The sequence below is a fragment of the Streptomyces adustus genome (genome assembly GCF_009377175.1).
GTDB classification, from domain to species: Bacteria; Actinomycetota; Actinomycetes; order Streptomycetales; family Streptomycetaceae; genus Streptomyces; species Streptomyces adustus.
The window spans coordinates 13,796-39,411 of record NZ_VJZD01000004.1; the positions used below are offsets into that span (position 1 = coordinate 13,796).

Consider the following 25,616-nt stretch of genomic DNA (forward strand, 5'->3'; position numbering starts at 1 on the left):
TCACTCCCCCGGACTGACCCAGCGTTCCCGGGGCCCGGATGCCGACTGCGTGACCTGCAGGCCCGACACCCCGGGGATCATCGACAGGGCCATACCGGACACCTCAACCCGCACCCGCTGCCCGTCGCTGCTCGCGGCGACGCTGTAGCCGCGCAGGCTGTCACCCGCAGTGCGCTCCAGCACGCTGCGTGCCTGGCTGGCACCTGCGGCCGGGCTCGACTGATAGGCCCGGGCGGCGGTGGCTCCTTCGCGGGCAGCGGTCAGAGCGATCTGCCGGGCGTAGTACCACAGGGAGGCCTGGATGACGGCGACTGTGGCGAGCAGCACGAACGGGAAGACGATCGCCATCTGGATGCTGGTGTCCCCGCGGTCGTCGCGCCACCGTCGCCCCTGCCACCAGTCCGTCCGCGGCTTGGGAGGCTTCATCACAGGCCGGAGAGTTTGCCGTTGTACTTGGCGATCACGACGGCGATGGTCCCGGCGATCAGGACGGCACCGGTGACGGCGGCCACCCAGATGATGACGGTCGTGGTGGAGATATCGCCGCGGTCCGGCCGGCGGGAGGCCTCCTGAAGGCCTTCCTGCACTCGAGTGGTGAGCCGGAGAACTGCGCCGTTGGCGCGTGCCCAGGTGCGTGCACCCCAGCGGCCACGCCCCGGTCCGCGTGACGTGGCGGTGTGCGGGTGGGTGGCCGCAGGGAGCACAGCACGACGGGTGCGGGCTGCGGTGTGCTTCATGTTCCTTGACCTCTCTGGGGCGTTGAATAAGTCGGCATGGTCTCTTCAGACCGTCAGCATGCGGATCACGGCGGGGAAGGCCATCAGCAGCATCACCAACACCGCGAGCAAGGCTCCGGGCGCGGTCATTTTTTCGCTGGCCGCGTTCGCCTCGGCGGCCTGATCCGCGAGGAGTTCGGCGTTGAGGGCGGCGGTGCGGGCCCGCAGCGCTTTGTAGACGGCCGCGCCGTCGGTAGCGCTGCCGCGCATGATGTCGGCGACGTCGTCCAGGACGGGCAGCTCGTACTGAGCGGACAGTTCCGTGAGCGCCTGGTACGGCGGGATCTTCTCCAGCCGGGCCCGGCGCAGTGCGCTCTGCAGATACAGGAAGGGCCAGCCCTGGCCGACCTCGGCGGCCTTCTCCAGGGCCTCGGCGGGACCGGCGTCGGCGGCCCGCTTGAGCGCGACCAGGTCGAGATAGGCGGACAGGGCGTGCGCGAACTCCTCCCGTGCCCGCCTGGCCTGGTCCCGCACGGCGAGATCCGGGGTGATGAACAGCAGGGCGGCGACGATGAGTCCGACAGCGGCGGGCACATAGAAAGGCAGGCCTACGCCCGCGATGATCCATGGAATCGTCGCGATCACCGGGCAGAAGAGCCCGAGAGCTGCGAGCGCGGTCTTCTTGAGCATGAACTGGCCTGGCCCCTGTCCGAGCAGGGCCAGGTTCGTGGTGGGCACCCGGACGCTTGGCAGGCGCTCGAGGCGGGCCAGCAGCCACCGGCCCCAGACTTCCTCGCGGTCCAGTTCCGGTTCGGGCACGGTCAGTGTGGCTGGGGCGCTGCGCTTGAGGGCTGGCCCCAAGGCGGGCTGAGGCGGCAGGAGTTCCCGGATCAGCAGTGCGACGCCGGCGCCGACCGTGCCGCCGGTTGCAACGACGGGGAGCAGGTTCACGGGGCGGCTCCTTCCGGCTCGCGGGCAGCGGCCGGCCGCTCCGGCTCCGGTGCGGGCAGCCGGACGGTGCTGGCTGGGTCGATGATCAGGAATCGCGGGACGCGGCGGAAATTGCCCAGTTGCCGCATCAGGGCGAGCACGCCGACGAACCCGGCCGTCAGGAAGGCGAGGACGAGCTCTCCGAGGAGCGTCGAGTACGGCTTCGTATAGCTGGGCACGAAGAACCCGGCCACCACGACACTGACGGTGATGATGGTCATCCACCGCACGGTGGTGCGGGGCTTGGCCCGGTCCGCTTCGATGGCGCGCTTGCGGGCGACCTCTTCGCGCACCGTGTCCGACAGATCCTCCAGGGCCTGAGCCAGGCCGGGGCCGCGGTCGTTGACGGACAAGAGGAGCGCGGCGACCACCTTGTCGGCAGTGACGTCGTCGAGTTCCTCGGCGAACGCGCGCAGGGCCCCGTCCGGCCGCCAGCCCAGGCGCAGCCGGTCGGACAGGTTGACGATCTGTGGGGCGAGTTCGTCCGGCGCCCCCTGACGGCTGGTGATCATTGCCTGTTCCAGACCCATGCCCAGCCGGAGCAGGCCGGCGAGCCGCTGCGTCCACTCGCTCAGGCTCTCCAGCTGGCCGATGCGGTCCCGCGCCATCTGTGCCGGGCTGATCAGCCAGGGCACGCCGATGACGGCAGCCCCCAGGAGCGCCCCGCCGACGAAGTTCCCCGAGACCAGCCACACAGCGACGAAGACCACGACGGCTGCGGCGATGAGCGTCCGCCGGCGCAGCCGGGTGTCCTCGCTCTGGTCCTTCCCTCCGCGCACGGCTGCCTGCCAGCGCTTGAGCAGCGGGGCCCGGCGCGGCGCCGTGGTGCCCACGAGTCCCGCCACGACACCGATTAGTCCGCCGGCCACGGCCATGCCGCACAGCAGTCCCAGCAGCAGTGTCATCGGCCTGCCCCCACCTTCAGCGGCAGCGGTGCCTGCCAGGCCCCGTACGACTGCTGTAGCAGACCGGAGTCGAAGCCCACACGGCGCAGGTCATCGATGCAGCCCGGGTCCATCCGGGGGACCGCGCGCAGCTCCCCCCACTCGCGGCCGGGGGAGAAGATCTCGTTGGTGGCGGGGCGGCCGTTCTCGCCGATCCCGGTCAGTTCCAGCACGTGGGAGACGTAGCGGTGGCGGCGGCCGCCGATCTGCGTCTCGTCCGTCATGTCGACGTAGACGATGAAGTCGAGCCCGTTGGCGGTCTGCCGGTAGGCGAGCTGCTCGGAGAGGTTGTCCTGTGCGAGCGCGTAGAGCTCGGCGATCCGGTCGAAGATGATGTCGGGGCGACGCGCGTGGATGGTGCACAGGTTTCCGCCTGAGCCGTTGGTCAGCGCCTGCATCATGGCGACGACCTCGGGGCCGCGGACCTCGCCGACCACGATCCGCTCCAGCGACATCCGCAGCGCCGGATGCATCAAGTCCAGCAGCGTGACCTCACCGGCACTCCGCCCGGTGACGTCCTTCTCCCCGTTGGACTCCCGTCCGACCAGGGAGACGACCTGGCGGTGGTAGCCGTTGGTATGGGCGAACAGCTCGTCCTCGGTCTGAATGGTGGCGAACCGGCAGTCCGGATCGAACTCCTTGAGCATCGCCCGCAGCAGTGTGGTCTTCCCGGCCTTCTGCTTCCCCGCGATCATGATGTTCTTCTCCGCGCGCACGCACGCACCGAGGAACTCACGCAGGACCGGGTCGATCGTGCCCAGCCGCACCAGGCCGTCGAGATTCACATGGGAGATCCGGTGCCGGCGGATGACCGCATACGTCATCGGCCCCAGCCCCGTGATCGCCTGCAGACGGGAGCCGTCCTGCAGCGACAAAGCCAGCGTGGGATTCGCGGTAGAGATGGTGCGCTCACTGTGCCCGGACCCGCGTGCCAGCTCCCGCAGCAGCTCCAGCAGCTCTTCCTCGGAGTCCGCAATCGGCCCGACCCGCTGGCGCTCGCCGTCGCCGTAGTCGAGCCACACCTCGTGCGGGCCCTGGATGATGATGTCCTCGACCCGGTCGTCATCGAGATACGGCTGAAGCCGACCAGCTCGGAACAGCAGGTCGTACACGGCACGCCGCAGGACTTCGTCCTCCTGCGGTGCCATCGCCTGGGCATCCGACCACAGGGCGACCGCCTCGTTGATCCAGTCCAGGCAGCGTTGCTCTTCGCTGGCCCGGTCCATATCGGGCGTCGCCTTCAGCAGTTCCTCACGTTGCTTGGCGACCTGGGACGCAATCTCCCGGGCCACCCGGTAGTCCACGGTGATCTGAGGAGCTGCCGTACCGAGCACCTGCGTACCGGCCGCAGCACCGGCAGGCGCCGGTGCGTCGGCAGTCCGATGTCCCCGCTCCGGGGGCAGCGGCGCCACCATGGGGTCTGGGTGCAGGGGCCTAGCGTGCACGGGTCACCTCCCCGCCGGCTGCGCGAGGGATGCGCGGATCGAGTCGGGCCCGGCGCAGCGCGGCCCGCTGGAGAAGCAGCGAGCTGCTGGTGCGGGCGGCCTTCATCAACGGCGACCTGGTGAACCGACGGGGCTGTTCGGCACCGTCGGACAACACGCGAGCGTCGTCCGGCGCGTACGGAAGAGTCGCGATCACCGGAACCTGCAGCACACGCTGCACCTCGCCCGCCGGATACGGACCTTCGTTGATCACCAGCACGCCGACGTCACCGACACGCTCTTCCAGCGCGCGTACCCGGCCCTCTGCTGCCTGCAAGCACCGCAAGGTGTTGCGGACCACTACGAAGGTGGCGTCGGCGTGCTCCGCAAGGGTCCCGGACGGCCCGTACGCCCCGCGGCGGCCGAGGTCGATCAGCACGTCGTGGCCGCTCTCGGCCTCGATACCGCGGAACATCTGCGCGAGCATCTTCCAGGCTTGGCCAAGGCTCGCCGACTGAGAGGGGTCGGTGATACCGGGCAGCAGCAGCCGGTTGCGCGGCGATTCCTGCGCGCCGTCCTCACTGCTCAGGTCGATGAGCTGGCGCCAGAACGCGTCGCTGAACTCGCCCTTGCGGGCGGCGACCGACAGGTTGCGCAGCCCGTACCGGTCGCCGAGCGTGCCCTGCAGCAGTCCGTGCAGCACAGCCCCGCCGTCCGGGTCGCACTCGGCCAGGACCATGTTCCGCCCTGGCTCCAGCGGCCACGACAGCAACAGGGCCAGGGCGCTCGTGGTCACGCCGGGAGCACCACTGCAGCCAGCGAGCGCGATGACAGCCATCAGTGACCGTCCGGGGCGGCGAGGACCAGGCGCAGGGTGCCGGCTGCTTCCCATGCGGCGGCCGTGGGCCCGTCGGCGGCGGAAGTGGCCACGTCCACGACCACGATTCCTGTCCCGGGAGCGGCGTCGGAAGCCTTCACGACGCGGCCGTTGATGGTCTGTGGCGCAGCATCGGATGTCTTGTCCGCGTCCGTGGTGCCCAGGGCCGGTACGCGTACCAGCTGAACCTTCTGGCCCGGCACCAGCGCGGTGGCAGGGATCTGCTTGGGCTCCAGGCCGATCGGCACCAACTGTTCGCCGGCCTTCACCAGGTTGTCCTTGGTCACCTGCGAGGGGGCGAGCAGCGAGCCCGGCTTGAGTTCCACCGCGGCCCGTTTGCCCACCACCGACTTCAGATCGTCGGCGCGTACCGCCTTGACGGCCGGGTCCAGGGCTACGGATGCCCGGCCCAGGTCGCCCTCGGTGAGGACCTGGCCGACCTGGACATCACGGACCACGGTCACCACGTCGGTGCGGTTGCCGACCTGCAGCAGCAGGACGGCAACCCCGGCGCCGCCGGCGGCGATCAGGGCCAGTGACAGCGCGATGACACCTGGTCTGCGCCTGCGCGCCGACACCCGGGGCGGTGCCACGGGTCCTGCGACGCGTCCCTGCTGGGGGATGCCGCTCGATCTGGCGGCGTCTAATTCTTGGGTCTTGCTCAACGTCTCGTCCTTCCGGTGGCGTTATCTGACGACCTGCAGTTCGCCGACTGCCACCTGTATCCGGGACTGCCGGGTCTCCGTCATCTGGCCGGTCTGTCCGCCTCCTCCGGCGGTGACTTCCCAGTCGATCGACCACGTCGAGGTCGCGGTCACCGCGTACTTGCTGCCCTGGGCCTCAGCCGAGGTTTTGGCGTAGCGGTGACCGCAGGTCGGGGAATCGGCCATGCCGGACGACGCGGAGTACACCGTGCCCGGGCCCGTACACGTCACGGTGGCGCCATCGTCCATCTGCCATACGATCTTCGACACCTTCGCCGTCGCCGTGACCGTCACGGTGCCGGCAGACGCCGACGCCGACTGAGGCCCGTACGTCGTCGCGCTCTGGTTGACCCACATCCACATCGGAACGCCGACTATGTACTTGCCAGCAGTGCGCGGGCTGGCGATGTCCGGGCCGCTCAGCGTCATCTTCTTGACCGCCTGCAGTGCCAGCACTTCGGGATCCACGCCCGCGGCGCCGTTCGGAGGCTGGGCGAACCACTGGCTGGTCATGTTGGGGTTGTCAGGGCAGTACGCGCTGTAGACCGCGCCGTCTTCCGGGGTGTGCCCCGCCCATCGGGGATCACCCGCAGGTGGTTGGGGGTCGAGTCTCTGGAAGTAGCAATTGCGGCCGTTGACCCAGTAGCCAAAGTGCTCCAGATAGCAGGGGACTTCCGTGTCGCCGACCATGTTGCTGTCGTAGCACTTCGGATTGGCGGACTTGCCGTCCGAGGCCTGTTCGCCGTTACCGTCTCTACCAGGTGTGGTGGTGGTGTCGTCGGCTACGACCCGGCACAGGCCCCTCTCATTGCAGACGACCTTGCCACCGCCGGCATACGCGGTGACTTCTGCTGACGCTAAGGCGAGCAGAGCGGCCAGCGCGGCGCCTGCCAGGGCGCGCTGGCTCAGCATGTCTTCTCCTTGTTCGCCTTCTCGTCGGTGACCAGCCACTCCGAGCTCTGCTTTTGGAGGTGAGCGGTGATGACGTACCGCTTGACCTGCTTGGGTGGGGTGACGCTCTCGCCCGTCTTCTTATCGATCGACTCCCACGTGTTCAGGTCGAAGCACACGGTGAGAGTCGCCCGCGTGCCCGCGGCACTGAGCGCAACGTCATCTTCGGTAGCTGTCACCTTTGGTTCACCCCTGACGACGATGCCGTTCCGCATGTTGACGAAGACCGTGTCCTTCGCGTCCCGTAGCGCTGCGCCAGTGGCGTACTTGGTGATGTTGCTCCCGGCGAGTGACGACTTCGCGTACGCCTTGACCTCTTCGTCGTTCATGCCGCGGTAAGCGGCGATGACGTCTTTCCGCGCCTGGGCTTCTTCAGCGTTGGGGGAGTTCGTGGGGCTCGCAGTGCTGGCACTCGGCGACTCCTCGGCCTTTCCGTCGCCGCTGGACGAGCAACCCGTCATCGCGGCGGCCGCGAAAAGGGTCACCAGCATGGCCGGCACCGTGTGTCGATATCGGATGCTGGCCGCGGTCAGCCATGACGAACGATGTGGTCCTCGTGTCACGTTGTCTCCCCATACGAACGTGATGCAGATGGCCGCCTCCCTGGGCGCCTTGCGGCGGCAGACCAGGGCCATGGCCCATCCAAGCTGCGGTGATCCGTTTGTGCAGAGCGGCGCACAGGGTGAAAGTCGCGGCTGTGCCTCTACCTGGCGGGTCACGATCCCTCCTTGATCAGTGCCCGGCGACCAGACTGCCCAGTCTGCAGTCGCCCTGAAGCCCAACCCGACCGTGAGCCCTGATTGGATCGGGCATTCGCGCTCTCTGTGATCGGAACACTACGCAAATGCCAGTCAACTTCCCAGTCGTATAAGCGAGTTGTCCTGAGTAACGCTGGTCAAATGCGGTCACACGAGGACAGTGGCATCGGCAAGTTGCTCTCGCTGGAAAGCGACCGACGTCCCCGTTTCGCCCACGGACCGAGGCTGGCCCCGATGGGAGCGGAGGCGCGGCCCGCGGCTGGGCAAGGGGTGCACTCCCTCTCTGCATGTGGGGCTGGGCGCGAAGCCCACTGGCGTCCGTTCCTTGCTTTGGGCGGTGGTCAGTTCCATTCGCTTTCCTCCTTCGACAGGTGGACAGCGGCGTCGGCAGGAGCGTGCGCGGCGAGGAAGGCGGCGACCCGGCCGAGCTGCTGCGCGACGCGATCGGTGAGCTGGTCCAGAGGGAGCGCTTGGGCGTTCGCCTGGGCGGCCCGGTCCAGGGCGGGGACGTGCTGCGGGCGTGCCTGGGCGGCGAAGACGTCGTCGAGATAGGGGCCGCGCAACTGGACGGGTCCGACACGGCGGCCGCGCACGTTCATGGAGGCGTAGTGCTCGAAGCGTGCCATGGTGGCGACCCGGTCCGGGCTCGGGCTGTCGCCCCACTCGGCGGTGATCGGCGCGATCGAGGACTTCGACCCGGCTGTGGTGGCCAGCGTGGACGCGTTCTGCACCAGGGACAGTCGCACCGGCGAGGGCAGGCGTGCCAGCAGCTGCGTCATGCCGTGGACCTGGCACTTGTACTTCCGAAAGTCCTCGAACATGGCAGCGATGGTCTCGGGCGCCGCGCCAGTCAGCGTGATCAGCTCGTCGAAGTACGTTCGGAAGGGCACCCGCTTGGCTTCCGGGGTGTCACGCCGGGAGCGCACGGCCCGCAGCAGATCACGGGCCAGCAGCGCGGTCACCAGCCGGTCGGTGGGCCCGTTGCCGCCCGGGCACACCCACACGACCATCCGCGAGTCCATTGCCCCGCGGATGTTGTAGACGCCGACCGGCTGGCCGAGGAAGGCACGAGTGATCGGGTTGGCGGCCAGCCGGGCAATCGGGTTGAGGACGACGGCGAACGCGTCCGGCGGCAAGGTCGGGAAGACCACCTGCCACCAGGATCGGGTCTCCCCGTCCAGACGGTCGGCGACCGCGGCAAGCGCCGACTTGCGGAACGCGGTATCAGCGAGCAGTGCACGCACGTGGAAGATCGTGGCCTGGTCCTCGGGGCGGCCGACCCGGCAGGCGGCCTCGTTGACGGCGATCAGGACGGCCAGCGCGGCGGTGAGGATGGTGATCGCCCGGGGTGCGGTTGCGTCGTCCCAGGCCAACGCAGAGGCGTAGGCGTCAGCGATCGCCTCGACGACCTCGTGCGCCGTTTGGCCCTGGTGCATGCCGAGCGGATTCCACGAACTCACCCGCGGGTTGTCGCCGAGGCCGTTGAGGTCGACGAGCGCGATCCGCCGCATCAGATGGCCGTGGGCCAGGAACGGGAGGGCGCGGGGCCAGGAGTCGCGGTGCGGGTCGACGAACAGCAGGCCGCCCCCGGCATGCGCCCAGCCGATCGCCTGTGCCAAAGCCCGCTCGGTCTTGCCGCCGCCTGCCTTGCCCACGCCGACCTCGAACAGGGTCTCCTCAGCGTAGGTGGCGACCAGGCGCTCACGGCCGTCCGGGCCCCGGTAGGTGCCCTGCAGCAGCAGCTTCGGATCGCCGAACTCGAACGTCGGCAGGTCCCCGGCGAGCACCGGCAGACGGCAGTTGATGGTGGGCGGCTTGAGCAGGCCCGTCAGCTCTTCCAGCCTCACCCAGTTGGCGCGAGGCGGCTGGCAGTGCCCCAGGTTCCAGCGGCGCTCGAAGCCGCGCTTGGTGGGCCAGTGGTCGGCGCCGATCCGCCACGGTCCCAGCCGCCATCCGCGCATGGCCCACCTTGAGCGGCCGCCGAACACGTCAAGCGCGGCTTGGAGTTGGGCGAGCCGGGCCTGGGCGCGGCCCTCGGTGTTCGAGGCGCACATCACCAGTAGTTGAACCCGGACGAGGTGGTCGTCGTCGGCGAGCTTGCCCAGCGCCTCGGCTGGCTCGACCCGGCGGGGTACCGGCGGCATGACCAGTCGCCGGCCGGCGCCCGCAGCGGGCTTGTCACTGACCAGCTGCTGAAGCTGCCAGGTAAGCGAATCCTCGAGGCCGCCGGCATCCTGCCGCAGCCAGCGCGCGGCCCGCTGGGCCTCCCGGCGTTCCGCACGGCGGGCGGCGCCCAGCAACTGAATCCTGCGTGCCCGCAGGGCCCATTTGGGGGCGCGCTGGATGTCGAGCCGGATCTCGGCGAGGTCGCCGAGCTCGGAGCGCAGGTCGGCCACGGCGTCGATGAGGGGCTGCAGCGGGTCAGGGGTGAGGGGCACCTCACGCAGCGGGGCAGTGGGCTTGCCGCGCAGGATGAACTCCGCGCGCACGGTGTGCGTGCGCGACTTGTCGGCGATCGGCCGGCCCCGGGTGACAGTGACGTCCGGCCCGAACGGGGTGATGGACAACAGCCGTTGACCGCCGGCCGGGCCCTCGATGCGGTAGCGCAGCGGGCTGGAGCCGTCCGCGCGTAGCCGGATCTGCACGGCTTTTGTCCGGCGGGGCGCCCACCAGGGCATGGCCGTGGACGCGCGGGCGAGCTGCACGCCGCGGCGGAAGATCTCCTCCAGGCCGGGGTCGAAGTGCCGGTTGGACACCAGCTCCAGGGCCATCCGCTCGGCCGAAGCCTTGGCCGCGAGCCGGCGCACCACCATCTTGCCGACCCTCCAGGCCACGGCAATGACCACGGCTGGCAGGTACCAATGGTCGTAGAGCCAGTCGGCGGCGTCGACCAGGCTGGAGATCAGGCCGAGTACCTGACCAGCGGCCGTGTCATCGGCCCGGTCCGTCAGGTACGGGGCTGCGGATTCCACGTCGTTGCTTCCTTCTTCGAAGTAGTCCGGGCGAAGCGCCAGTCGGTAATGCGGAGGTCGGTGAAGGTGCCGCCGCGGTCCATGCCGGCCCACACCAGATGGACCACCGCCTTGTCCGGCCTGCCGTCGCGGCGGGCGATCGCCGCCTGGATGCGGAAACGAGCGGTGGCGAACGCCGGGACCACCTCCTGGCCGGAGCCGGGAAAGACGCCCGGCCACGCTGCGCGGCCGACTCCGGTGGCGTCCGCGCGCAGCAGCGCGCGACCAGCGGTGAGCAACTCCCGCTCGTCGGCGGCGGGGAGGTCGCAGGGCCAGGCCGCCACCAGTGACTGCTGGATGGCCCGGTCGCCGGCCACGCCCTCGCCATGTGGCGGCAGAGCGGACTGGGCGACTGACGGTGTCGATCCCGAGGGTGTCGTGGAGGGAGCCGTGGCCACGGCTGGCTTCCGCCCCGGCGCAGCGGGCGCGGATGACGGATCCGTGGTCGCCCGCGCGGTCGACGACGTTGCCGGAGCCAGTGGCTCCTGATCGTGCGCCATGACCAGCAGGGCGATGCCGGCGACGGCGAGCAGTGCAGTGCTCAGCAACAGCAGACGCGGGGAGCGTGGGGTGGTGGTCACAGCAGCCTCGCGCCCCCCGCAAAGCCGGACATGGCGGTGACCGAGTCCAGCCGGACGACAGTGCCCGGGCGGGCAGCGTTGATCATTTGACCGCTGCCGACATAGATCCCGACGTGGTAGATCGTCGTGTCGTGTTCGGGGGCGTAGGCGTAAAAGACGAGGTCGCCCGGGTCGAGGGCGCCGGTGCCGAGGCTGGCGGGGATGCGATGGCCGGTACTGGCCTGGGCGGCCGCGGTGCGTGGCAGGCTGATGCCGACCTTGGCGTACGCGTACACAGCCAGTCCGGAGCAGTCGAAGCCTTTGATGTCCGTGCCGCTTTTGCCGCTGGGGGAGCAGCAGATGCCGTACGACTTTCCGCTGGCGTTGCCGCCGCCCCACGAGTAGGGCACCCCTTGCTGGGAGAGCGCCGCCTCGAGCACCGTGCGGACCTTTTCCGGGACGTTCTTCAGGTCCGGGTTCTTGGAGGCTGCCGTGTACTGGTCGATCCAGCCCAGCACGCCTGTGACGTACGCGTTCGAGTGGTTGTACTGCCAGATCGCGGCGGTGAGTTGGGCGCGCTTGGCCAGATCGCGGCCGCCTGCGCACAGGTAGATCGCGGCGCCGAGCGCTGCGTCGTCGGCGTTATGCGGGTCGGCGACCATGTCGCCGTTGCCGTCCTTGCTGATCGACTCCCACGTGGAGGGCAGGAACTGGAACGGACCGACCGCACGCTCCCCTTGAGAGGTTCCGTCCCACTTGCCACCGTCGGTGTCCGAGACGACGGTCGTGTTGCCGCCCTGGCCGGAGCCGTTGAGGAGCACCCCGTAGATCTTCGGGCGGATGTCGCCGTTGACGGCGATGTTGCGGCCCACCGCGTGGTTGGACTCGACCTTCGCGATCCCGGCCAGGATCGGCCAGCGCATACCCTGGCACTTCGGCATATACGTCCCGACCTGCTGCACAGCCTTCTTGTAGGCGGCCAGCATGCGCGGCGGGATGTCCGCGGCACTGCCGCCCTCGGCGATCCCGCCGTCGTCCTGGGCACCCGTCTTCAGCGCGGCGTACGCGCTCATGGCGTTCCCCACCGGCGCGGCACAGCACACGGCGGCAAACATCAGCAGCGCCACCACACACCCCCACCGCGCCATCCGTCGCCGGGACGGCCTCACTCGTCCTCACCGTCCTCGGTCCCCCACCGGGCCCGCATTTCGCGCAGCGCTTCGGCCTGCCGCATCGCCTCCTGTATCCGGGCCTGGCTGCTGGTGCCTGCGGAACCGCCCGCGTCACCGTCGCCGGGACGAACCGGACGCCCGGGCCTGCCGAGGTCGGGCCGAGGCACCGGCGCAGGGCCGTCCCGGCGGGGGAGCGGTGCCGGGGGCGGAGTTGCTGCGGGACCGCCGGCAGGCGCGGCCGGCCGTGCGGGGGCAGGGGCCGGATGGCCCGAAGGACGACCGGAGGGCTCAGGCCGCGGACGGGGTGCCGGGCGGGGGGTCGCGGCCGGCGTGGCGGCGGTCGGCAGGCGGCGGCTGGTGAACGGACCGCTTCCGCCGCTGTCGTCGGAGTGCTCGCGGATGACCCGGGCCACGTGGCGCCCGGTCTCGCCCCAGGCCCGGCCGTCCTCGCGGACGGTGTTGCCCCATACCCGCACCTGCTGTCGGGCGTCCTGGGAGTAGCGCGAGCCCCCCGACCGCGCGCGGCGCACAGTGGCCGGCAGGCCAACGGTCGCCCCGTACACGGCTCGGCCCCCGCGGTGCAGGATGCGGTACCCGCGGAAGCGGACCAGCCGGTTGTGGGCCCGGGTCGACAGCAGGGTGCGGTCGGTGTTCTGGTCGTGCAGCACCTGGCCGGTGTTGCGGTCGACGACCTGCCCGTCCTCGTTGCGATACCGGTCGGGCGGCCCCCCGGGCCGACGCGGCCCCCTACCGCCTGAACCGCCGTCCGATGACCCGCCCGTGTTCGGATCGCCGTCGGCGGTGGGCTTGCGCCACTTGGCCAACTGCTCCTTGTCCGGCCGCCGTCCGATCAGCAGCCAGCCAGCACCTTTGACGCCGAGCCGTGCGCCCAGCCCGCCCACGGCCGCGGCCGCAGTCAGCGGGGCCAGGCCGCGCCCGGCTTCGGCCGTGGCATCGGCGAGGATGCCGCCGGTGTCCACCGGCATGCCCGCTCCGTCGAACAGGGAAGTGAGCGCGCCCATCAACCGCTGCCGGGTGCCGAGCAGCCCGAACCTGCCGCCGCCCCCGCCGGTGAAGGCACGCAGTCCCGCGCCGTATCCGCCCATCGCTGCGGGGGAGTTCATGGCGAGCGCGGCACCGAGCTCGGAGGTGTCGCCGGGCAGGTGGGTACCGCCGACCTTGGCGTAGCGCATCCGCATGGCCATGCGCCGGCCGAAGGAGGCGATCCCGGTCAGCAGTCTGCGGTGTCCAGCCGCTCCGGCGATGGCGAGGACGTCGATGAGCAGGATCCGCTCGACCATCAGGTCGGGCCCGTGGGTGATGGTGGCGTCTACGGCGATCCCGAAGAAGGGAATGAACGCGCAGATCCCGACCACGGCCAGGACCGCGATGCCCCACACGGACAGCCACTTCCACACCGACTGGCGCGCGGGCCCGGGCAGCATGCCCGCGACGAAGGTGACACCGCCGACGGTTGCCGCGGCCGCGCACACACCCTGGGTGCCGAGCAGAACGATCGCGCTGGACAGCAGCATGCCGCAGATGAACAGCGCGGCGATCAGCAGCAGGAAGGCACCGCCGACTCGCCACCAGGTGGGCTTCTCGGCGTAGGCCGCGCACGACTTTCCGACCGGGCCGGCCTTCTTCATGTCCGAGAGGAACGCGGCGAACGCCTGGTCCTCGTCGGTGACGATCGCGCTGGAGGCGTACAGGAGTTCGCCGCCTGGCGTGAGCTCCGGCGGATCGGTGATGGGCGTTGGGATGCCGTCGACACCGCGTTCGCAGTACTTCTTGGCCTGCCCGACGATCTTCTTGCAGGCGTCCTTGGCCTTGTCCGAGGGCTCCGTCTCCGCACGAGGCATGTAACCACCGGTGACCCACTTCAGATGGACGGCGTACGCCTTGAGGTCAGAATCCTTGGCCGGGTCCAGGATGCGCCCGTACTGCAGCAGCATGTACGGCTTCACAATCAAGGCATTGGTGATGGAATCCTGGAGAGGTCGGGCCACCTCTGCCGAGGAGACCGGCCCCTCGCCCTCCCGCTCCTCGCACTTGATCTCGGCATTGCCGGCCATGCCCGCGCACGGGTCATAGCTGGCAAGCTTGCCGCCCCAGTCATAGGAGTCGACGCTCTGCTGCGCGACCTCGGCAGCCACCTGCTGGGACTGCCCCAGCGGCCCGTCCGGGCCGAGCAGAGTGTCGGGGCGGATGAGAGCCGACGCGGCGATCGCCCCGATGAGCAAGGTGAGAAAGATTTCGCCCAGACCGCGGCCGACCCGGCCACGCACGATCATGAACCCCGCGAACACAAACGCCCAGGCCAGCAACAGCCCCTTCAGCCCGAGCGTGTCGACGACCACGCTGTCGTAGGTGCCAGCGACCTTCTGCGCCGGGTTGGCGAGGAGCTTGAGCAGCGGGAACCTGAACGCGACCTCGATCGCCCACCCCGCCAGCCCGACCAGCAGCCGGATCAGAGTGAACAGCCCGGACAGGGCGAAGGCCAGGGCCTGCGACTTGAAAGCGACGATGGACCCGCCGTCGGCGTTCAGGTCGTACCCGTCGATCGGGACACCCTCGGACGAGTAGATGTTCAACGGGGCGAGCAGATCTCCGGTCTCGCTGTTGCTGCCGGCCGCGTACACGACCTGCGTGTTCACCAGGAGGAACACACCGGTGAGCAGCACGACGAAGCCGGCGGAACGCAGTCTCGCGAGGTCTGGACGGAACACGTCAGCGCCGCCTTTGCCCAGCGGCGCCGCGCAGCCGCCACACCACGAGAGCGCCCACACCCGCACCGGCAGGCACCAGTCTCCACGTCCCGCCGGCCACGTTCTGATGACCGGCGGAGGCATTGGCCGCGACACCGCGCTCGCAGTAGGCCTTGGCCGGGCCGACGATCGCCGCGCAGGGCTCGTGGTGCGCGGGGCGGGCATCGGTGGCGAACGCCTGCCCGGTGTGAGGCCACCAAGTTTCCGGCAGGCACACCCCGAGAGCGAGGATGACCGCGCCGCCGACGACGGCGATCACGGTGAGGATGCTCCCGGCCGCGGCGATACGCCCAGAACGGGCCCCGGAAGAAGTGGGCATCAGAGGTGCTCCTTCGGACGGGCACCCATGACCTCACCGGCAGCGGATGCGGAGCGCGGTGGGGCGCTCGTGCGGCGTCCTGGCGTGGTGGTGATGGAAGTGGTGATGCGCTGGATGCGCGGGATGACGGCCTTGATGCGGCCGGTGTTCTGCCGCGGGCAGGTCAGCAGGAACTCGCCCTCGCGGCCCGTGTGGCCGACGGGGGACAGACCGGTGGTCACCAGCCGCAGTAGCTCCGGGTCGCTTGGGTCGAGGCCGACGAACTCAAGGCCTCGGCGGGCGCGTTCGCGGTCGGCGGTGCGGGCGAGTGCCCGGTAGGCCATCAGGCCGCGGTCGGGGCCGAGTTCTGCGGCGTCGTGCGAGCCGGCGAGCAGGCCTGCGCCGTGTTTGCGGCCGTCGTGGAGGATCTCGTGGACCAGCGCGGTGCCTTCGGCGGACGAGGTGAGCCAGTACAGCTCGTCCAGGACGACGGCGGTGAACCGTGCGGGGTCCTCGAAGGCGGTCTGCCGGGCGAGCGCGGCGATCAGGTAGAGCACCGCCCGGCCGATCAGCGCCTCGAGCGGCTGCTGGTGCAGGATCTCGGGGTTGGCGAACGCGGCCTTCGGGGGCAGCTTCAGACCCGTGGTGGTGATGACGATCATGTCGCAGGCGCTGGAGGCGTCCAGCCGCACCGGCGGCAGCGTCGGGTCGAAGACCATCCGGGCCAGGGAGTTGGTGGCGACGACCCGGATGAGGCCGGCGAGCGTGGCGGCTGCGTCCTGCCGTTTGCCCGCCTTGCGTGTGGCCATCTCCTCGAGGACCTCAAGGACGCGGTGCATGGAGGGGGCGTCGCTGAGGGCGGCCTGCTCGACGGCGTGGTGGAGGACCTCGCCGCTGGTGCTCATCGGGCCGATGCCGAGCTGCAGGGTGAGGTAGGACAAGGCGTAGTGCCGTCCCTCGGGACCGTCGAACATGCGCAGCGGGTCGATGGACACTTCGGCCTGGGCGGCGTCGATGATCTGGACGCGGCCCTTGGCGGCAGTGCGCGCGAAGGTCGCCCACTCGCGTACGGGGGTACGGTCGATGCAGATTGCGCAGCCGCCCCGCGCCCACACGGCCTCGGCGATCAGCTTCTGCAGCACGCTCTTGCCCGCGCCCAGATCCCCGACGATCCCCATCGACGCTGATGCGTCGACCTTGGGCGCATCCGCCACGTTGATCATGACGGGGCGGGTGGTACCGCAGTCCAGGTCGATCCCGAGGAACATGCCGTTGGGGTCGCCGACCTCCGCAGCGGTGAAGGCCCCGCCCAGAGCCCAGTCTTCGGAGACTTGGTGCTGGGTGAACTCCCGCACGATTCCCGGCCGTACGGTGCCGGGCAGGCCGAGGGTGAAGAGGGCCTCCTGCAGGCCGGCCGGGCGCACGGCGCGGTAGTCGGCGCCGCCGAGCAGCGCGGCCAGGGCGCGGGCCCTCGCGTCGCAGATCGCGGCGGTCGGCCCCCACACTGTCAGCGCCGTCACCGACTGCACCTCGACCTCCACGCTGGTGCGGGAGAGACGGGCATCGAGCTCGCCCAGGTCGCGGGCGGCCTCGGTCAGCGAGGCGGGCATGCCGGTGGGGCGGGCGTCGTACTGGTCGGCCTGGTCGATGAGTTCGTTCTTCTTGCGCCGCACCTGGTCGCGGGCCTTCTCCGCGGGCACGAGGGTGAGGTCGACGGTGTAGTCGACGGGGAAGTCGAGCAGCTCCAGCTGGGCGAACAGGTCGGCGGCGTCCTGGCTGACCGCGGGCGGGCATTCGGCCAGAGCCAACTGTGCCTGGTAGCCCACCCCGTTGTCGGACTCGACCTGCAGCCAGCGCCGCCCGAGCGGTGAGCCGGTGTTCACTCGCCACCAGGCCTTGCGGCCCGACCGGGTGATCCGGCCCGCGCTCTTGAGCTCACGGGCGTCGTCGAGGTCGGGGTCGATGCCGCCCTCCTGCAGGCGGACCTGGCCGAGGTCGGCGTAGCTGGGGGAGCGCAGCACCCCGTCGCGGAGCTGCCCGCCGTACATCTCGCTGGTCTCGGCCTCCGCCAGCAGCGGCTCGGCAAGGCCGCGGTGCAAGGCGTGCTGGATCATCCACACGATCTCCGCCGGACGGGCGGGGCGGAAGGCGATGCCGCCGGCGAGCGCGGCCTCCACCCGCGCAGCCTGCTCGCGATACGCGCTCACCTCGCGCCGGGCCACCGGCGCCGGGCGCATGCCCAGCATCGGTGCGACCTCGGCCCACGCCGCGCCGAGGGATGCCGACACCAGGCTGCCTGTTTCGGTCTGCAGGGGCACGGCCAGCCACAGGGTGCGGCGGTGCATCTCTTGGTCGTCGAGCAGGTCGAGGGCGGCCTCGACGTTCTCCACCCACGGGTGCCGGCCCGCACCGGGTGCCTGCTCGGCCGGCTCGATGCCCTCGATCATCCTGAGGGCGATCTCGCCCGGGTCGACCTGGGCGCACATGCCGTACAGGCGTGGGGCCCCGGACAGCGAGCGCACCAGGTGGGTGATTTTGGCGAGTTGTTCGTCGCGGACGGGGGCGGGCACGTAGGTGCCCTGGACGGTCTCCTCGCGGCGTCCCTGCGCGTCCGGGCCCGGGTGCAGGCGGTAGAGGGCCCACACGCTGCCCTGCGTCGACCACACCAGATGCCCGGCGATGTGACGGATCGGGACCCTCACCGCGCACCCCCCTGCTGGGCGAGCGCGAGCAGCTGCTGCACGCCCGACACCGGCCCCGATGCCGTGGGAGCAACTGGTTGGGTGCGGCTGAGTGCGGACGCGCGGTCTGCGGCCGGGACCGGGCGCGGAGCCCAGGCTGGACGCCGCTGAACGGCAGGGGAAGGCGCGGCCTGAGCAGCCGGGAGGGGAGCGGGCGCGGGCCTGTCCTCGATGGTGAAGCCGCCGAGCAGCGGGTGGGGAGCGCGGTCGCGGGCGGCCCGCCCGCCGATCCGCCCTCCGCGGGGCTGCCGACCGAGCAGCACCCAGCCCAAAGCGGCCTGCATCGGCGCACGACCCCGGACCTTCGGCCGGCGCACCATCCAGATGACCAGGCCCCACCCCACGACGGGGACCGGCCCCATCCACGACCACCAACTGATCGTCTTGACCAGAACGAAGCCGCCGCCGACGGCGACCGCGATCTGCGCGGGCGTGTACGGGCCGAGCGGGATCTTCCAGTCCGCGACCTTGCCCAGTACCCAAGGGTGGCGGCGGGCGGCGGTGTAGAAGCGGCCCACCCGTGCCGCGACGGCCGCGCTCACAGCCGGCCCCCGACGCCCGGCGAGTGGTCATGCGAGGCCGGGAGTTCGGACCGGACGATCCCAGGAACGGCGGGCGCCCCCTTGGACGGGTTCTTCACCTCGTCGGTGAACATGTTCGCCAGGTCGTTGCGCGAGTCGTACAGACCCAGCGCGATCACCATCAGGAGCAGGGCACCGATCCCCGCCTTCAGCGAGAACTTCTGGATCATGATGACGACGACCAGGCAGATCAGACCGGCCTGCAGCCCCTTCGTCGCCCACTCCTTGAACATGTTGATCCACGAGTTGCCGAGATCGTCCAGCTGCCCGGCGAGTATCAGGCTGTGCACGGTGTTCACCGGGCACCCCCGTCCTGGGCAGCCCCGGACTCCAGCGCGGCGACTTCCCACCGGCCCGAGCGGGCCTTGAGGTCGAGCTCGTACGCCAGCGGCCACCGGCCGGTCGCGTCACGGGCTTCCACCGCAGCGAGGACCCGCACCTTCGTACCGTCCGCCGGCAGCTGCCCGGCGGCCGCGGCCTCTTCGACGGCGGACACCTGCTGGACGGCAACAGCCGTGTACGGGGCGGGGGAGACGGCGGTGAGCTTCACGCCGGGCGCGAGATAGCGGTCGACCTCTCCGGCCCCCGTCAGGTAGGCGGCGAGGAACTGCCCGACAGCAGACGACAGATCCCCCTCTGAGACGGTCACCGAGTACGACGACTTCGCCACCTCGGCCCGGTCCGGGCCGGCTACCACGCAAGGCGCACCGGTCACCGTGAACGAGGAGCCTGTGCTGTCGGAGGCCACCGGCACGGCGTAGTACCGCACCGAGCCGCCTGCGTACTGCGCAGCTACCGTCACCGACCACGCACCGTCCGCCCGCTGCGCACTGCGCACTGCCGTCACGTACTGCGGCGCCGATTGCGCACCGGCGGCAGGGGCGGGCAACTCGACGTCCGGCGCCATCGACTGCGCAAGCCGCGCCTGCGCAGTCGTCTCGTTGTTCGCGTTGCTGCGCAACCACGCGCCGACGAACACCTGCGCATAGCCGCCCGGGGCGGCGGATGTCGCGGTGCGCACGGCGGTGGGCTTGGCCGCGGGGGCTGCCGCGAGCGTGGTCGGGGTGGAGGCGACGGCGACGCACAGGGCGATGGGGCCGGCCGCGATGAGGGTCCAGACCGCCACGCGTGACAGGCGTACGCGGCGGTGCATCGCCTCCAGCCGGGCGCCGGCCACCATCGGAGCAGCGGCCTCGCTCTGTGCGGACGGCTTGCCAGGGGACATGGTCAAACTCCCAGGTCAGAACGTGTAGTTGCTGACCTTGAGAAAACCCGTCGACCCCGACCCGACCACCGACCACGAACCCCCGACCACGGTCACGATGGGGACACGAAGTCCGTGGTCGGGGTCATGGTCGGGCCGACCATGACCCCGACCATGGGTCTGCTGCGAGTCGGCTGCAGGTCACCGCGTCCGGCGCGCTTTGCCCGGACCGGCGGCTGCCACGCGATCATGTGCTGCCCGGTCACAGGGCCCGGACACCCATGCGCAGACGGAAGCCGGCCGGACCGCGACAGAGGCCTGCGCGGTGCGCGAGACGGACCTGCGCAAGAGAAGATCAGGAAGTCCGGGCGGACTGCGCAGCCGCCCCAGCACAACTCGACTGCGCAGGATCCCCAGGCCGGTTGCGCAGCCGACTGCGCAACCCCTTTCCAGGGCTGCGCAGTCGACTGCGCAATCACTGACGGCCCGAGCTGAAGGCGCGTGGTCGGCCCAGACCATGAGCCCGACCACGGCAGCTAGACGGCGCCGTTGCCGGATCGTGACCGATGGTCGGGGCTCGTGGCCGTCAGCCTGGTCGGGGTCGGCCGGTGAGCTGACGCCATGGAACACACGCACGCCTCCACGCCCAGGACCACCGACCGCCCCACCACCGCGGCGGGCCCGGTGTGCCGCCGTGGGCACCGCCCGCGGCATGCGTCGGGAATACGGCGGTGAGCCGCTTCGGGGCCGGGATCCGCCGGGGCGTCATGGCGGCCGATCAGTTCACCCAGATCGCCAACGTGCTGTTCCGTGCATCCGGGCTGTCGTTCAAAGCCAAGGGGATCTTCGGGTACGTCAGCACGCACAGGAACGGCTGGCAGGTGACGGTCACCGACCTCGTCCGCCTGGGCCCGGACGGACGCGAAGCGGTACGCACCGGCCTGCAGGAGCTCGAGGCGCACGGCTACCTGATCCGTGAACGTCTGCGCCGCCCGGACGGCACCCTGGGCGAGATCGTCTACTGCATTACGGACCGCCCGGCCACCTTGGACGTCGCGCTGTTGGAGGCTGACTTGGTGGGCACGGCCCCCGGGGCCGAGCACACCGGCGGCCGCCCGGCGGGGATTCGCCGGGGCGTGATGGCGGCCGATCAGTTCACCCAGATCGCCAACGGGCTCTTCCGCGACACGCAGCTGTCCTTCAAGGCCAAGGGCCTGTTCGGACTGCTGTCCACGCATCGGGACGGCTGGCGGATGACGGTTGCCGATATCGCCCGTCGTGGCCACGACGGTGACTCAGCCGTCAAGAGCGGGCTGAAGGAGCTGGAGAAGCACGGCTTCCTGGTGCGGGAACGCGAGCGCGGCCCAGACGGCACCCTCGGTGCGGCGGCGTATTTCATCACCGACCTGCCCGCTCTGCAAAGCAGCAGGTCACAACCAGAGTCAGGTTTTCCACCAGTGGATGACCCTACGTTGGCTGATCGGTCCACTAAGAACACCAACAGAAAGAAGACCAACAAGCAGAACACCAGACCCCTCCGTCCGTGCCACCGCGAAGCGACGCGAACACCGGGACGGACAGACCAATCGGACACGCCGCCGTCCCCGCCGACCGTGCCTGTGACGGATGAGATGCACCCGGGGATCCGGCTGCTGCTCGACCTCGGGGCGACTCGCCCCGAGCTGCTGCTGACCGGGCAGGCGCTGACCGACCAAGGCCGCGTCGTGACCGTGATGCTGGAATCCGGCTGGAGTTATGAACAGCTGCGGCACGTCATCGCTGCCCGGCCCCTGCCCCATCCGGTGCGCACCACGGTCGGCGCGATCATTGCGGCCCGCCTGCGCGCCGCTCAGGCCTACCCGCCGCCCACTTTCGCGGCCGGCCATCACGACGCACCCGTGCGGGACGACCCGCCGCCACAGCCGATGAGCGGCTCCGCTGCCACACGCACGGTGAGCGAGGCCCTGACCTACCGGGCTCTTACCGAATGCGCCGGCTGCGGCGCTCCCGCAACCGCCCCCGGCGAGGATCTCTGCCCGGCCTGCCTCGGCTGGCCGCTCTGCCGTACCTGCCCCGGCCCCACACCCCGGCGCGCTCACCCCGACGGCGACGGCCACTGCACGACGTGCGCCTCCGCCTGACCCACCAAGCGGAAGGAAGCAGCCCGTGACCGACACCTGCCGCACACCACCGCCAAGCGGCATCACCGAGCACCGGCACCCCTTCGCGGCTGACCCAGGCCGGTGGGAGGCAGAACACGCACGCGCCCTGCGAACCGGCCACGTCCGCGACCCCACCTGCACAGCCGAGTGCGAACCCGTGCTCGTCTACGAGCGAACCCGGTGGGGCTGGCTCGCCTGGACGATCCCCGGCGACGGCTCCCGGCCCGAACTCCCCCACCAGATCGCAGTCCTCACCCCATCGGCCACGTCCATGCAACGCTTGGTCCTGCGCTGGCTGACCAGGCGCCCCGCCCGGCACCTCGGCCTGGCCCCCGGCATCCCCGGCTCGTTGCGCTTCACAGCCGTCGCGGTCGCGTTCTCAACCCTGATCGTCGGCCTGTTCGCCATGGCCGACGGCATCGCCGCCGATGTCGCCCTGCCAGCGATAGTGCTTGCGCCGCTGCTCGCCGAACACCTCCCCGGTCGGGTGGACGTCCGGGCCCGCGAACACGTCCGCAGCGTCGAAGGCGCCAGCGCCTGCCGTTACCTCCAGCGCCTCGCCGCCCTGCATACCTGCCGCGTCCAGGCCGCCGCAGGCAGCGACCGCTACGAACTGCGTCGGTCGGCCGAGATCGGCCAGCACCTGCTGTGGGACGCCGCCGACCTGCTCGAAACGCACGACACTCGCTCGGCCTCATGCGAACTGATCGCCCGCGAACGGCTGATGCTCCTGCTCGCCGACCAGGTCGCCCAGATCCTCAAACACGCACCCGCCCAGGCCGGGTCGGACCGCGCTGCCCAGGTCAGCAAGCCGGGTCGGCCGCCTGGCGCCCGGTCGACGACACGGCCAGCACCGCAGCACACGCCCGGCACGTCACTGCTGGAGGGAGCACTCGTCATGCCCGATCCCAACGCCGCTACCCGCACCTCAGGCGTCTACCTGCTCTTCGCGCACGAGCCCTACTACCCAGGCCCCAGAAGCCAGGAGATCAACACCACCCTCGTGGCCGCCGACACCCTGCTCCACCCGCAGGTACTCCAGCCCGACGGCACCCGGATCCACGCCCTCCTCACCCGAGGAAGGCAGCCGGGCGAGATCATCCCGCTGGCCACCCTCACCCACGAACTGAACGGCGGCGTCGACTGGCCGACGGTCGGCGACTGGGAACGCGTCACCGTGGACCTGGTGCACCTTGTGCGGACCCAGATGTGCGACGCCCTCAGCCTCGGGCTTTCCGAAGTCGCCCGGGCTCTGATCTGTACCGGCCCCGACAGCGAGGTGCGCGCCTTCGACGCTGCAGCAGGGGAGTTCACCGTCTACGGGCTGGACGACCGCATCAAGGTCCTGACCGAGGTCGGCATGTTCCTCACCAGCCTCGCGGCCGAGCAGCCCTTCTGGCCGGGCGACGGACTCCTGCCGCCGTTATGCCAGAGCGCCTGACGGCAACGTGAGAGCAGAACGCTGATCAAGCCACGACGGTTCGGACAAACGCTTGCTGCCCCAGGCTGGCGGCCTTTCTCGTCATCTCCGCGACGTGCTGCGGCAGATAGTCATCCAGCGCAATGACGTCGTCACAGAGCCGCGCCCGCAGGCCGCATGGGAGGCGGCTGGCAGGGCCACGCGGGAACCGGGTGGCCGAGCACCCTGCCAGAGGGATCCTTCCGCACATCAGCGCCGCCGCCAGCCCCAGGCGAGTCCTCGCACGGAGGGGGGTGCACCCCGGCGGGGCCGCAGGTGAGGACGGCGCGAACGCGATATTGTATCGATCGTTCCATAAATATGGAGCGCGGGATGTGTCACGCCGAGCCGCGTTGCGAATGGTTGAACATTGGACTACCTTGGTCGTGTCGCAGCGGAGCCGCCAGCGATCGGCGAAGGCCGACCGGTTCCAGGGACGCATCAGCGACCGCGACCAGGAGCGGCAGACCCAACCTCCTGTCCGGCTCCGCAGGGCCGGTAGATGCCCCGGACGAGCCCCGGCAGTTACGGACAGCGTGGTCCGGACCCGTAGGACACCGGGAGCCGCAGCCGGAGCCATCGCCCCTACTTGTGATCAACGGAGCACGAATACCCCTGGGTTTCCCACCGGATAGGTGATTCGAGGAATGTGCAGTTTCGACATACGCCGGATCGGCGGGCGCATAGGCGCGGAAGTCACCGGCGTCGATCTCTCCACCGAGCTCTCCGACTCGGTGTTCTCTCAGATCAGGGAAGCGTTCCTTGCCCACAAGGTGCTGTTCTTCCGTGACCAGGAGCTGACCGACGAGGCACAGCTGGCCTTCGCCGGACGCTTCGGCCCGCTCACCCAGAAGCACCCGACGATGCGGACAACGGAGGAGAATCCGCAGGTCATCCCGGTGGACGGCGAGGATCAGCGCGCCGACCACTGGCACACCGACATCAGCTTCACCATGACGCCCTCGCTCGGCACCTCGCTGCGGAGCGTCGTGCTGCCGCCCTATGGAGGCGACACGCTGGTGGCCAACGCTGCCGCGGGCTACCGGGACCTGCCGTCCGAGTTGCGTGAGGTGGCCGACCGACTGTGGGCGGTACACACCAACCACGCCGAACAACCCCGGCTCGGCACCGAGCGGGGCGAGGCGGTCCGCAGGGCCTTCCTGGCCAAGCGGTACGAGGTCGCGCATCCCGTGGTGCGCGTGCACCCCGAGTCCGCAGAGCCGGTGCTGTTCCTCGGCGGGTTCGCGCAGCGCCTGGTCGGCATGACCCTGCGGGAATCCAGGCCGATCCTCGACGTCCTGCAGTCCTATGTGCGCCGTCCGGAGAACCAGGCGCGCTGGAACTGGCGCCCCGGTGATGTGCTGATCTTCGACAACCGGAGCACCCAGCACTACGCGGTCAACGACTATGGCGACCACAAGCGGGTGCTGCACCGGGTCTCGATCACCGGCGACCTGCCCCGTGGTCTCGACGGCCGGACCAGTTACCCGCTCGAGAACCGCCAGGAGGGCACGCTGTGACGGCCACCAAGACCTTCGCCCACCGACTGCGCGGACGCGAGCGCCTTGTCGGCTACTGGATTGCCCTGGACAACCCGGCGGGGACCGAGCGCATCGCCCGCCTCGGCTACGACTACGTCGGTGTCGACGGCCAGCACGGCGTGATGTCCCAGCCGGGCTGGCAGTCGGCGATGCTCGCCGTAGACGCGGGACAGCGGTCCGCCGGCGTGATCCGGGTCCCGTCCGTCGACCCGATTGCGATCGGCACAGCACTGGACACCGGCGCCCACGGCGTGATCGTGCCCATGGTGAACTCCGCGCAGGAGGCCGCCGTGGCGGTCCGCGCCACCCGGCACTGGCCGGCCGGTACGCGCAGCCTGAGCGGCCCGGTCCGGGCCGAACTGCGGCTTGGCGCGGTACCCGCCGAGATCGACGACGAGGTCGTCTGCATCGTCATGATCGAGACCGCGGCGGCGCTCGACGAACTCGACGAGATCTGCGCCACCCCGGACCTTGCCGCGGTGTACGTCGGCCCGGCCGACCTGTCCGTAGCGCTCGGTGCCCGGTTCTTCGGCGACCCCGAGGCCGAGCCGGCCCTGGAGAAGGCGCTGCACCGCGTCACCGCCGCCGCCGAACGGGCTGGGATCGCCTGCGGCATCCACTGCCTGGACGGCGCGAGTGCAGCCGCACGGCTGGCGCAGGGTTTCACCTTCGCCACTGTCTCCAGCGACATCACTCACCTCCAGCAGATCGCCGCGGAGCACCTCGCTGCCGCGCGGGCCGACGAGCAGGGATGA

General features: G+C 70.3%; 22 protein-coding genes. 4 read left to right on the plus strand and 18 right to left on the minus strand.

The features are described 5' to 3' along the window. From FNH09_RS01920 to FNH09_RS02005, 18 genes are all read right to left on the minus strand, one after another. Nucleotides 1-426, minus strand: a complete 426-nt coding sequence (locus FNH09_RS01920) for a TadE/TadG family type IV pilus assembly protein (RefSeq protein WP_420802730.1) — start codon at nucleotides 424-426, stop codon at nucleotides 1-3. Beyond that, nucleotides 426-737 (minus strand): hypothetical protein, encoded by a 312-nt coding sequence (locus tag FNH09_RS01925; RefSeq protein WP_152884408.1) that lies wholly within the window; start codon nucleotides 735-737, stop codon nucleotides 426-428. The genes FNH09_RS01920 and FNH09_RS01925 overlap by 1 nt, the downstream gene beginning before the upstream one ends. A gap of 45 nt (nucleotides 738-782) precedes the next feature. Further along, the gene (locus FNH09_RS01930) at nucleotides 783-1,667 is read right to left on the minus strand and encodes a type II secretion system F family protein (RefSeq protein WP_162467992.1); all 885 of its coding nucleotides are present in this window, start codon (nucleotides 1,665-1,667) and stop codon (nucleotides 783-785) included. Further along, nucleotides 1,664-2,611: a type II secretion system F family protein gene (locus FNH09_RS01935; protein ID WP_152884410.1), complete on the minus strand. Its 948-nt coding sequence runs from the start codon at nucleotides 2,609-2,611 to the stop codon at nucleotides 1,664-1,666. Before FNH09_RS01935 ends, FNH09_RS01930 begins: the two co-directional genes overlap by 4 nt. Further along, entirely contained in the window at nucleotides 2,608-4,095 is a 1,488-nt protein-coding gene (locus FNH09_RS01940) for a TadA family conjugal transfer-associated ATPase (protein WP_420802728.1), read from the minus strand. Before FNH09_RS01940 ends, FNH09_RS01935 begins: the two co-directional genes overlap by 4 nt. Further along, entirely contained in the window at nucleotides 4,085-4,912 is an 828-nt protein-coding gene (locus FNH09_RS01945) for a CpaE/TadZ family protein (RefSeq protein ID WP_152884412.1), read from the minus strand. Before FNH09_RS01945 ends, FNH09_RS01940 begins: the two co-directional genes overlap by 11 nt. Then, nucleotides 4,912-5,544, minus strand: coding sequence for an SAF domain-containing protein (locus FNH09_RS01950; RefSeq protein ID WP_338017436.1), 633 nt, complete (start codon nucleotides 5,542-5,544; stop codon nucleotides 4,912-4,914). The genes FNH09_RS01945 and FNH09_RS01950 overlap by 1 nt, the downstream gene beginning before the upstream one ends. 93 nt (nucleotides 5,545-5,637) lie before the next feature. Continuing rightward, a complete protein-coding gene (locus FNH09_RS48100; protein WP_238426385.1) occupies nucleotides 5,638-6,567 on the minus strand; it encodes an ATP/GTP-binding protein in 930 nt (309 codons plus the stop codon). Further along, entirely contained in the window at nucleotides 6,561-7,097 is a 537-nt protein-coding gene (locus FNH09_RS01960; protein WP_152884416.1) for a hypothetical protein, read from the minus strand. The genes FNH09_RS48100 and FNH09_RS01960 overlap by 7 nt, the downstream gene beginning before the upstream one ends. A gap of 608 nt (nucleotides 7,098-7,705) precedes the next feature. Next, the gene (locus tag FNH09_RS01965) at nucleotides 7,706-10,336 is read right to left on the minus strand and encodes an ATP/GTP-binding protein (RefSeq protein ID WP_162467993.1); all 2,631 of its coding nucleotides are present in this window, start codon (nucleotides 10,334-10,336) and stop codon (nucleotides 7,706-7,708) included. Continuing rightward, nucleotides 10,312-10,692 carry a hypothetical protein gene (locus tag FNH09_RS46965; protein ID WP_338017437.1) on the minus strand — a complete coding sequence of 127 codons (381 nt, stop codon included), beginning with the start codon at nucleotides 10,690-10,692 and terminating at the stop codon, nucleotides 10,312-10,314. The genes FNH09_RS01965 and FNH09_RS46965 overlap by 25 nt, the downstream gene beginning before the upstream one ends. Before the next feature lie 260 nt (nucleotides 10,693-10,952). Then, nucleotides 10,953-12,008 carry a C40 family peptidase gene (locus FNH09_RS01975; RefSeq protein WP_238426386.1) on the minus strand — a complete coding sequence of 352 codons (1,056 nt, stop codon included), beginning with the start codon at nucleotides 12,006-12,008 and terminating at the stop codon, nucleotides 10,953-10,955. A 92-nt stretch (nucleotides 12,009-12,100) separates the two neighbouring features. Further along, nucleotides 12,101-14,836 carry a hypothetical protein gene (locus tag FNH09_RS01980; protein ID WP_162467995.1) on the minus strand — a complete coding sequence of 912 codons (2,736 nt, stop codon included), beginning with the start codon at nucleotides 14,834-14,836 and terminating at the stop codon, nucleotides 12,101-12,103. Between the two features lies 1 nt (nucleotide 14,837). After that, nucleotides 14,838-15,194 (minus strand): hypothetical protein, encoded by a 357-nt coding sequence (locus FNH09_RS01985; RefSeq protein WP_152884421.1) that lies wholly within the window; start codon nucleotides 15,192-15,194, stop codon nucleotides 14,838-14,840. Continuing rightward, a complete protein-coding gene (locus tag FNH09_RS01990; protein ID WP_162467996.1) occupies nucleotides 15,194-17,875 on the minus strand; it encodes an ATP-binding protein in 2,682 nt (893 codons plus the stop codon). Before FNH09_RS01990 ends, FNH09_RS01985 begins: the two co-directional genes overlap by 1 nt. Next, nucleotides 17,872-18,456: a hypothetical protein gene (locus FNH09_RS01995; RefSeq protein ID WP_162467997.1), complete on the minus strand. Its 585-nt coding sequence runs from the start codon at nucleotides 18,454-18,456 to the stop codon at nucleotides 17,872-17,874. Before FNH09_RS01995 ends, FNH09_RS01990 begins: the two co-directional genes overlap by 4 nt. Beyond that, entirely contained in the window at nucleotides 18,453-18,794 is a 342-nt protein-coding gene (locus tag FNH09_RS02000) for a hypothetical protein (protein WP_162467998.1), read from the minus strand. The genes FNH09_RS01995 and FNH09_RS02000 overlap by 4 nt, the downstream gene beginning before the upstream one ends. After that, nucleotides 18,791-19,720, minus strand: coding sequence for a conjugal transfer protein (locus FNH09_RS02005; RefSeq protein ID WP_152884423.1), 930 nt, complete (start codon nucleotides 19,718-19,720; stop codon nucleotides 18,791-18,793). Before FNH09_RS02005 ends, FNH09_RS02000 begins: the two co-directional genes overlap by 4 nt. Before the next feature lie 710 nt (nucleotides 19,721-20,430). On the opposite strand from FNH09_RS02005, the gene FNH09_RS02010 reads away from it, so the two are divergent. From FNH09_RS02010 to FNH09_RS02025, 4 genes are all read left to right on the plus strand, one after another. Beyond that, nucleotides 20,431-21,840 carry a hypothetical protein gene (locus FNH09_RS02010; RefSeq protein WP_162467999.1) on the plus strand — a complete coding sequence of 470 codons (1,410 nt, stop codon included), beginning with the start codon at nucleotides 20,431-20,433 and terminating at the stop codon, nucleotides 21,838-21,840. 25 nt (nucleotides 21,841-21,865) lie between these two features. Further along, nucleotides 21,866-23,302 (plus strand): hypothetical protein, encoded by a 1,437-nt coding sequence (locus tag FNH09_RS48105; protein ID WP_238426387.1) that lies wholly within the window; start codon nucleotides 21,866-21,868, stop codon nucleotides 23,300-23,302. Nucleotides 23,303-23,967: 665 nt separating this feature from the next. Then, nucleotides 23,968-24,840, plus strand: coding sequence for a TauD/TfdA dioxygenase family protein (locus tag FNH09_RS02020; protein WP_152884425.1), 873 nt, complete (start codon nucleotides 23,968-23,970; stop codon nucleotides 24,838-24,840). After that, nucleotides 24,837-25,616 carry an aldolase/citrate lyase family protein gene (locus FNH09_RS02025; RefSeq protein WP_162468000.1) on the plus strand — a complete coding sequence of 260 codons (780 nt, stop codon included), beginning with the start codon at nucleotides 24,837-24,839 and terminating at the stop codon, nucleotides 25,614-25,616. The genes FNH09_RS02020 and FNH09_RS02025 overlap by 4 nt, the downstream gene beginning before the upstream one ends.

What these genes read in the sequence shown, in the direction of transcription:
- FNH09_RS01920 (WP_420802730.1), bottom strand. Translation starts at nt 426, where the DNA reads ATGAAGCCTCCCAAGCCGCGGACGGACTGGTGGCAGGGGCGACGGTGG.
- FNH09_RS01925 (WP_152884408.1), bottom strand. Translation starts at nt 737, where the DNA reads ATGAAGCACACCGCAGCCCGCACCCGTCGTGCTGTGCTCCCTGCGGCC.
- FNH09_RS01935 (WP_152884410.1), bottom strand. Translation starts at nt 2,611, where the DNA reads ATGACACTGCTGCTGGGACTGCTGTGCGGCATGGCCGTGGCCGGCGGA.
- FNH09_RS01945 (WP_152884412.1), bottom strand. Translation starts at nt 4,912, where the DNA reads ATGGCTGTCATCGCGCTCGCTGGCTGCAGTGGTGCTCCCGGCGTGACC.
- FNH09_RS48100 (WP_238426385.1), bottom strand. Translation starts at nt 6,567, where the DNA reads ATGCTGAGCCAGCGCGCCCTGGCAGGCGCCGCGCTGGCCGCTCTGCTC.
- FNH09_RS01960 (WP_152884416.1), bottom strand. Translation starts at nt 7,097, where the DNA reads ATGCTGGTGACCCTTTTCGCGGCCGCCGCGATGACGGGTTGCTCGTCC.
- FNH09_RS01975 (WP_238426386.1), bottom strand. Translation starts at nt 12,008, where the DNA reads ATGAGCGCGTACGCCGCGCTGAAGACGGGTGCCCAGGACGACGGCGGG.
- FNH09_RS01985 (WP_152884421.1), bottom strand. Translation starts at nt 15,194, where the DNA reads ATGCCCACTTCTTCCGGGGCCCGTTCTGGGCGTATCGCCGCGGCCGGG.
- FNH09_RS02005 (WP_152884423.1), bottom strand. Translation starts at nt 19,720, where the DNA reads ATGTCCCCTGGCAAGCCGTCCGCACAGAGCGAGGCCGCTGCTCCGATG.
- FNH09_RS02020 (WP_152884425.1), top strand. Translation starts at nt 23,968, where the DNA reads ATGTGCAGTTTCGACATACGCCGGATCGGCGGGCGCATAGGCGCGGAA.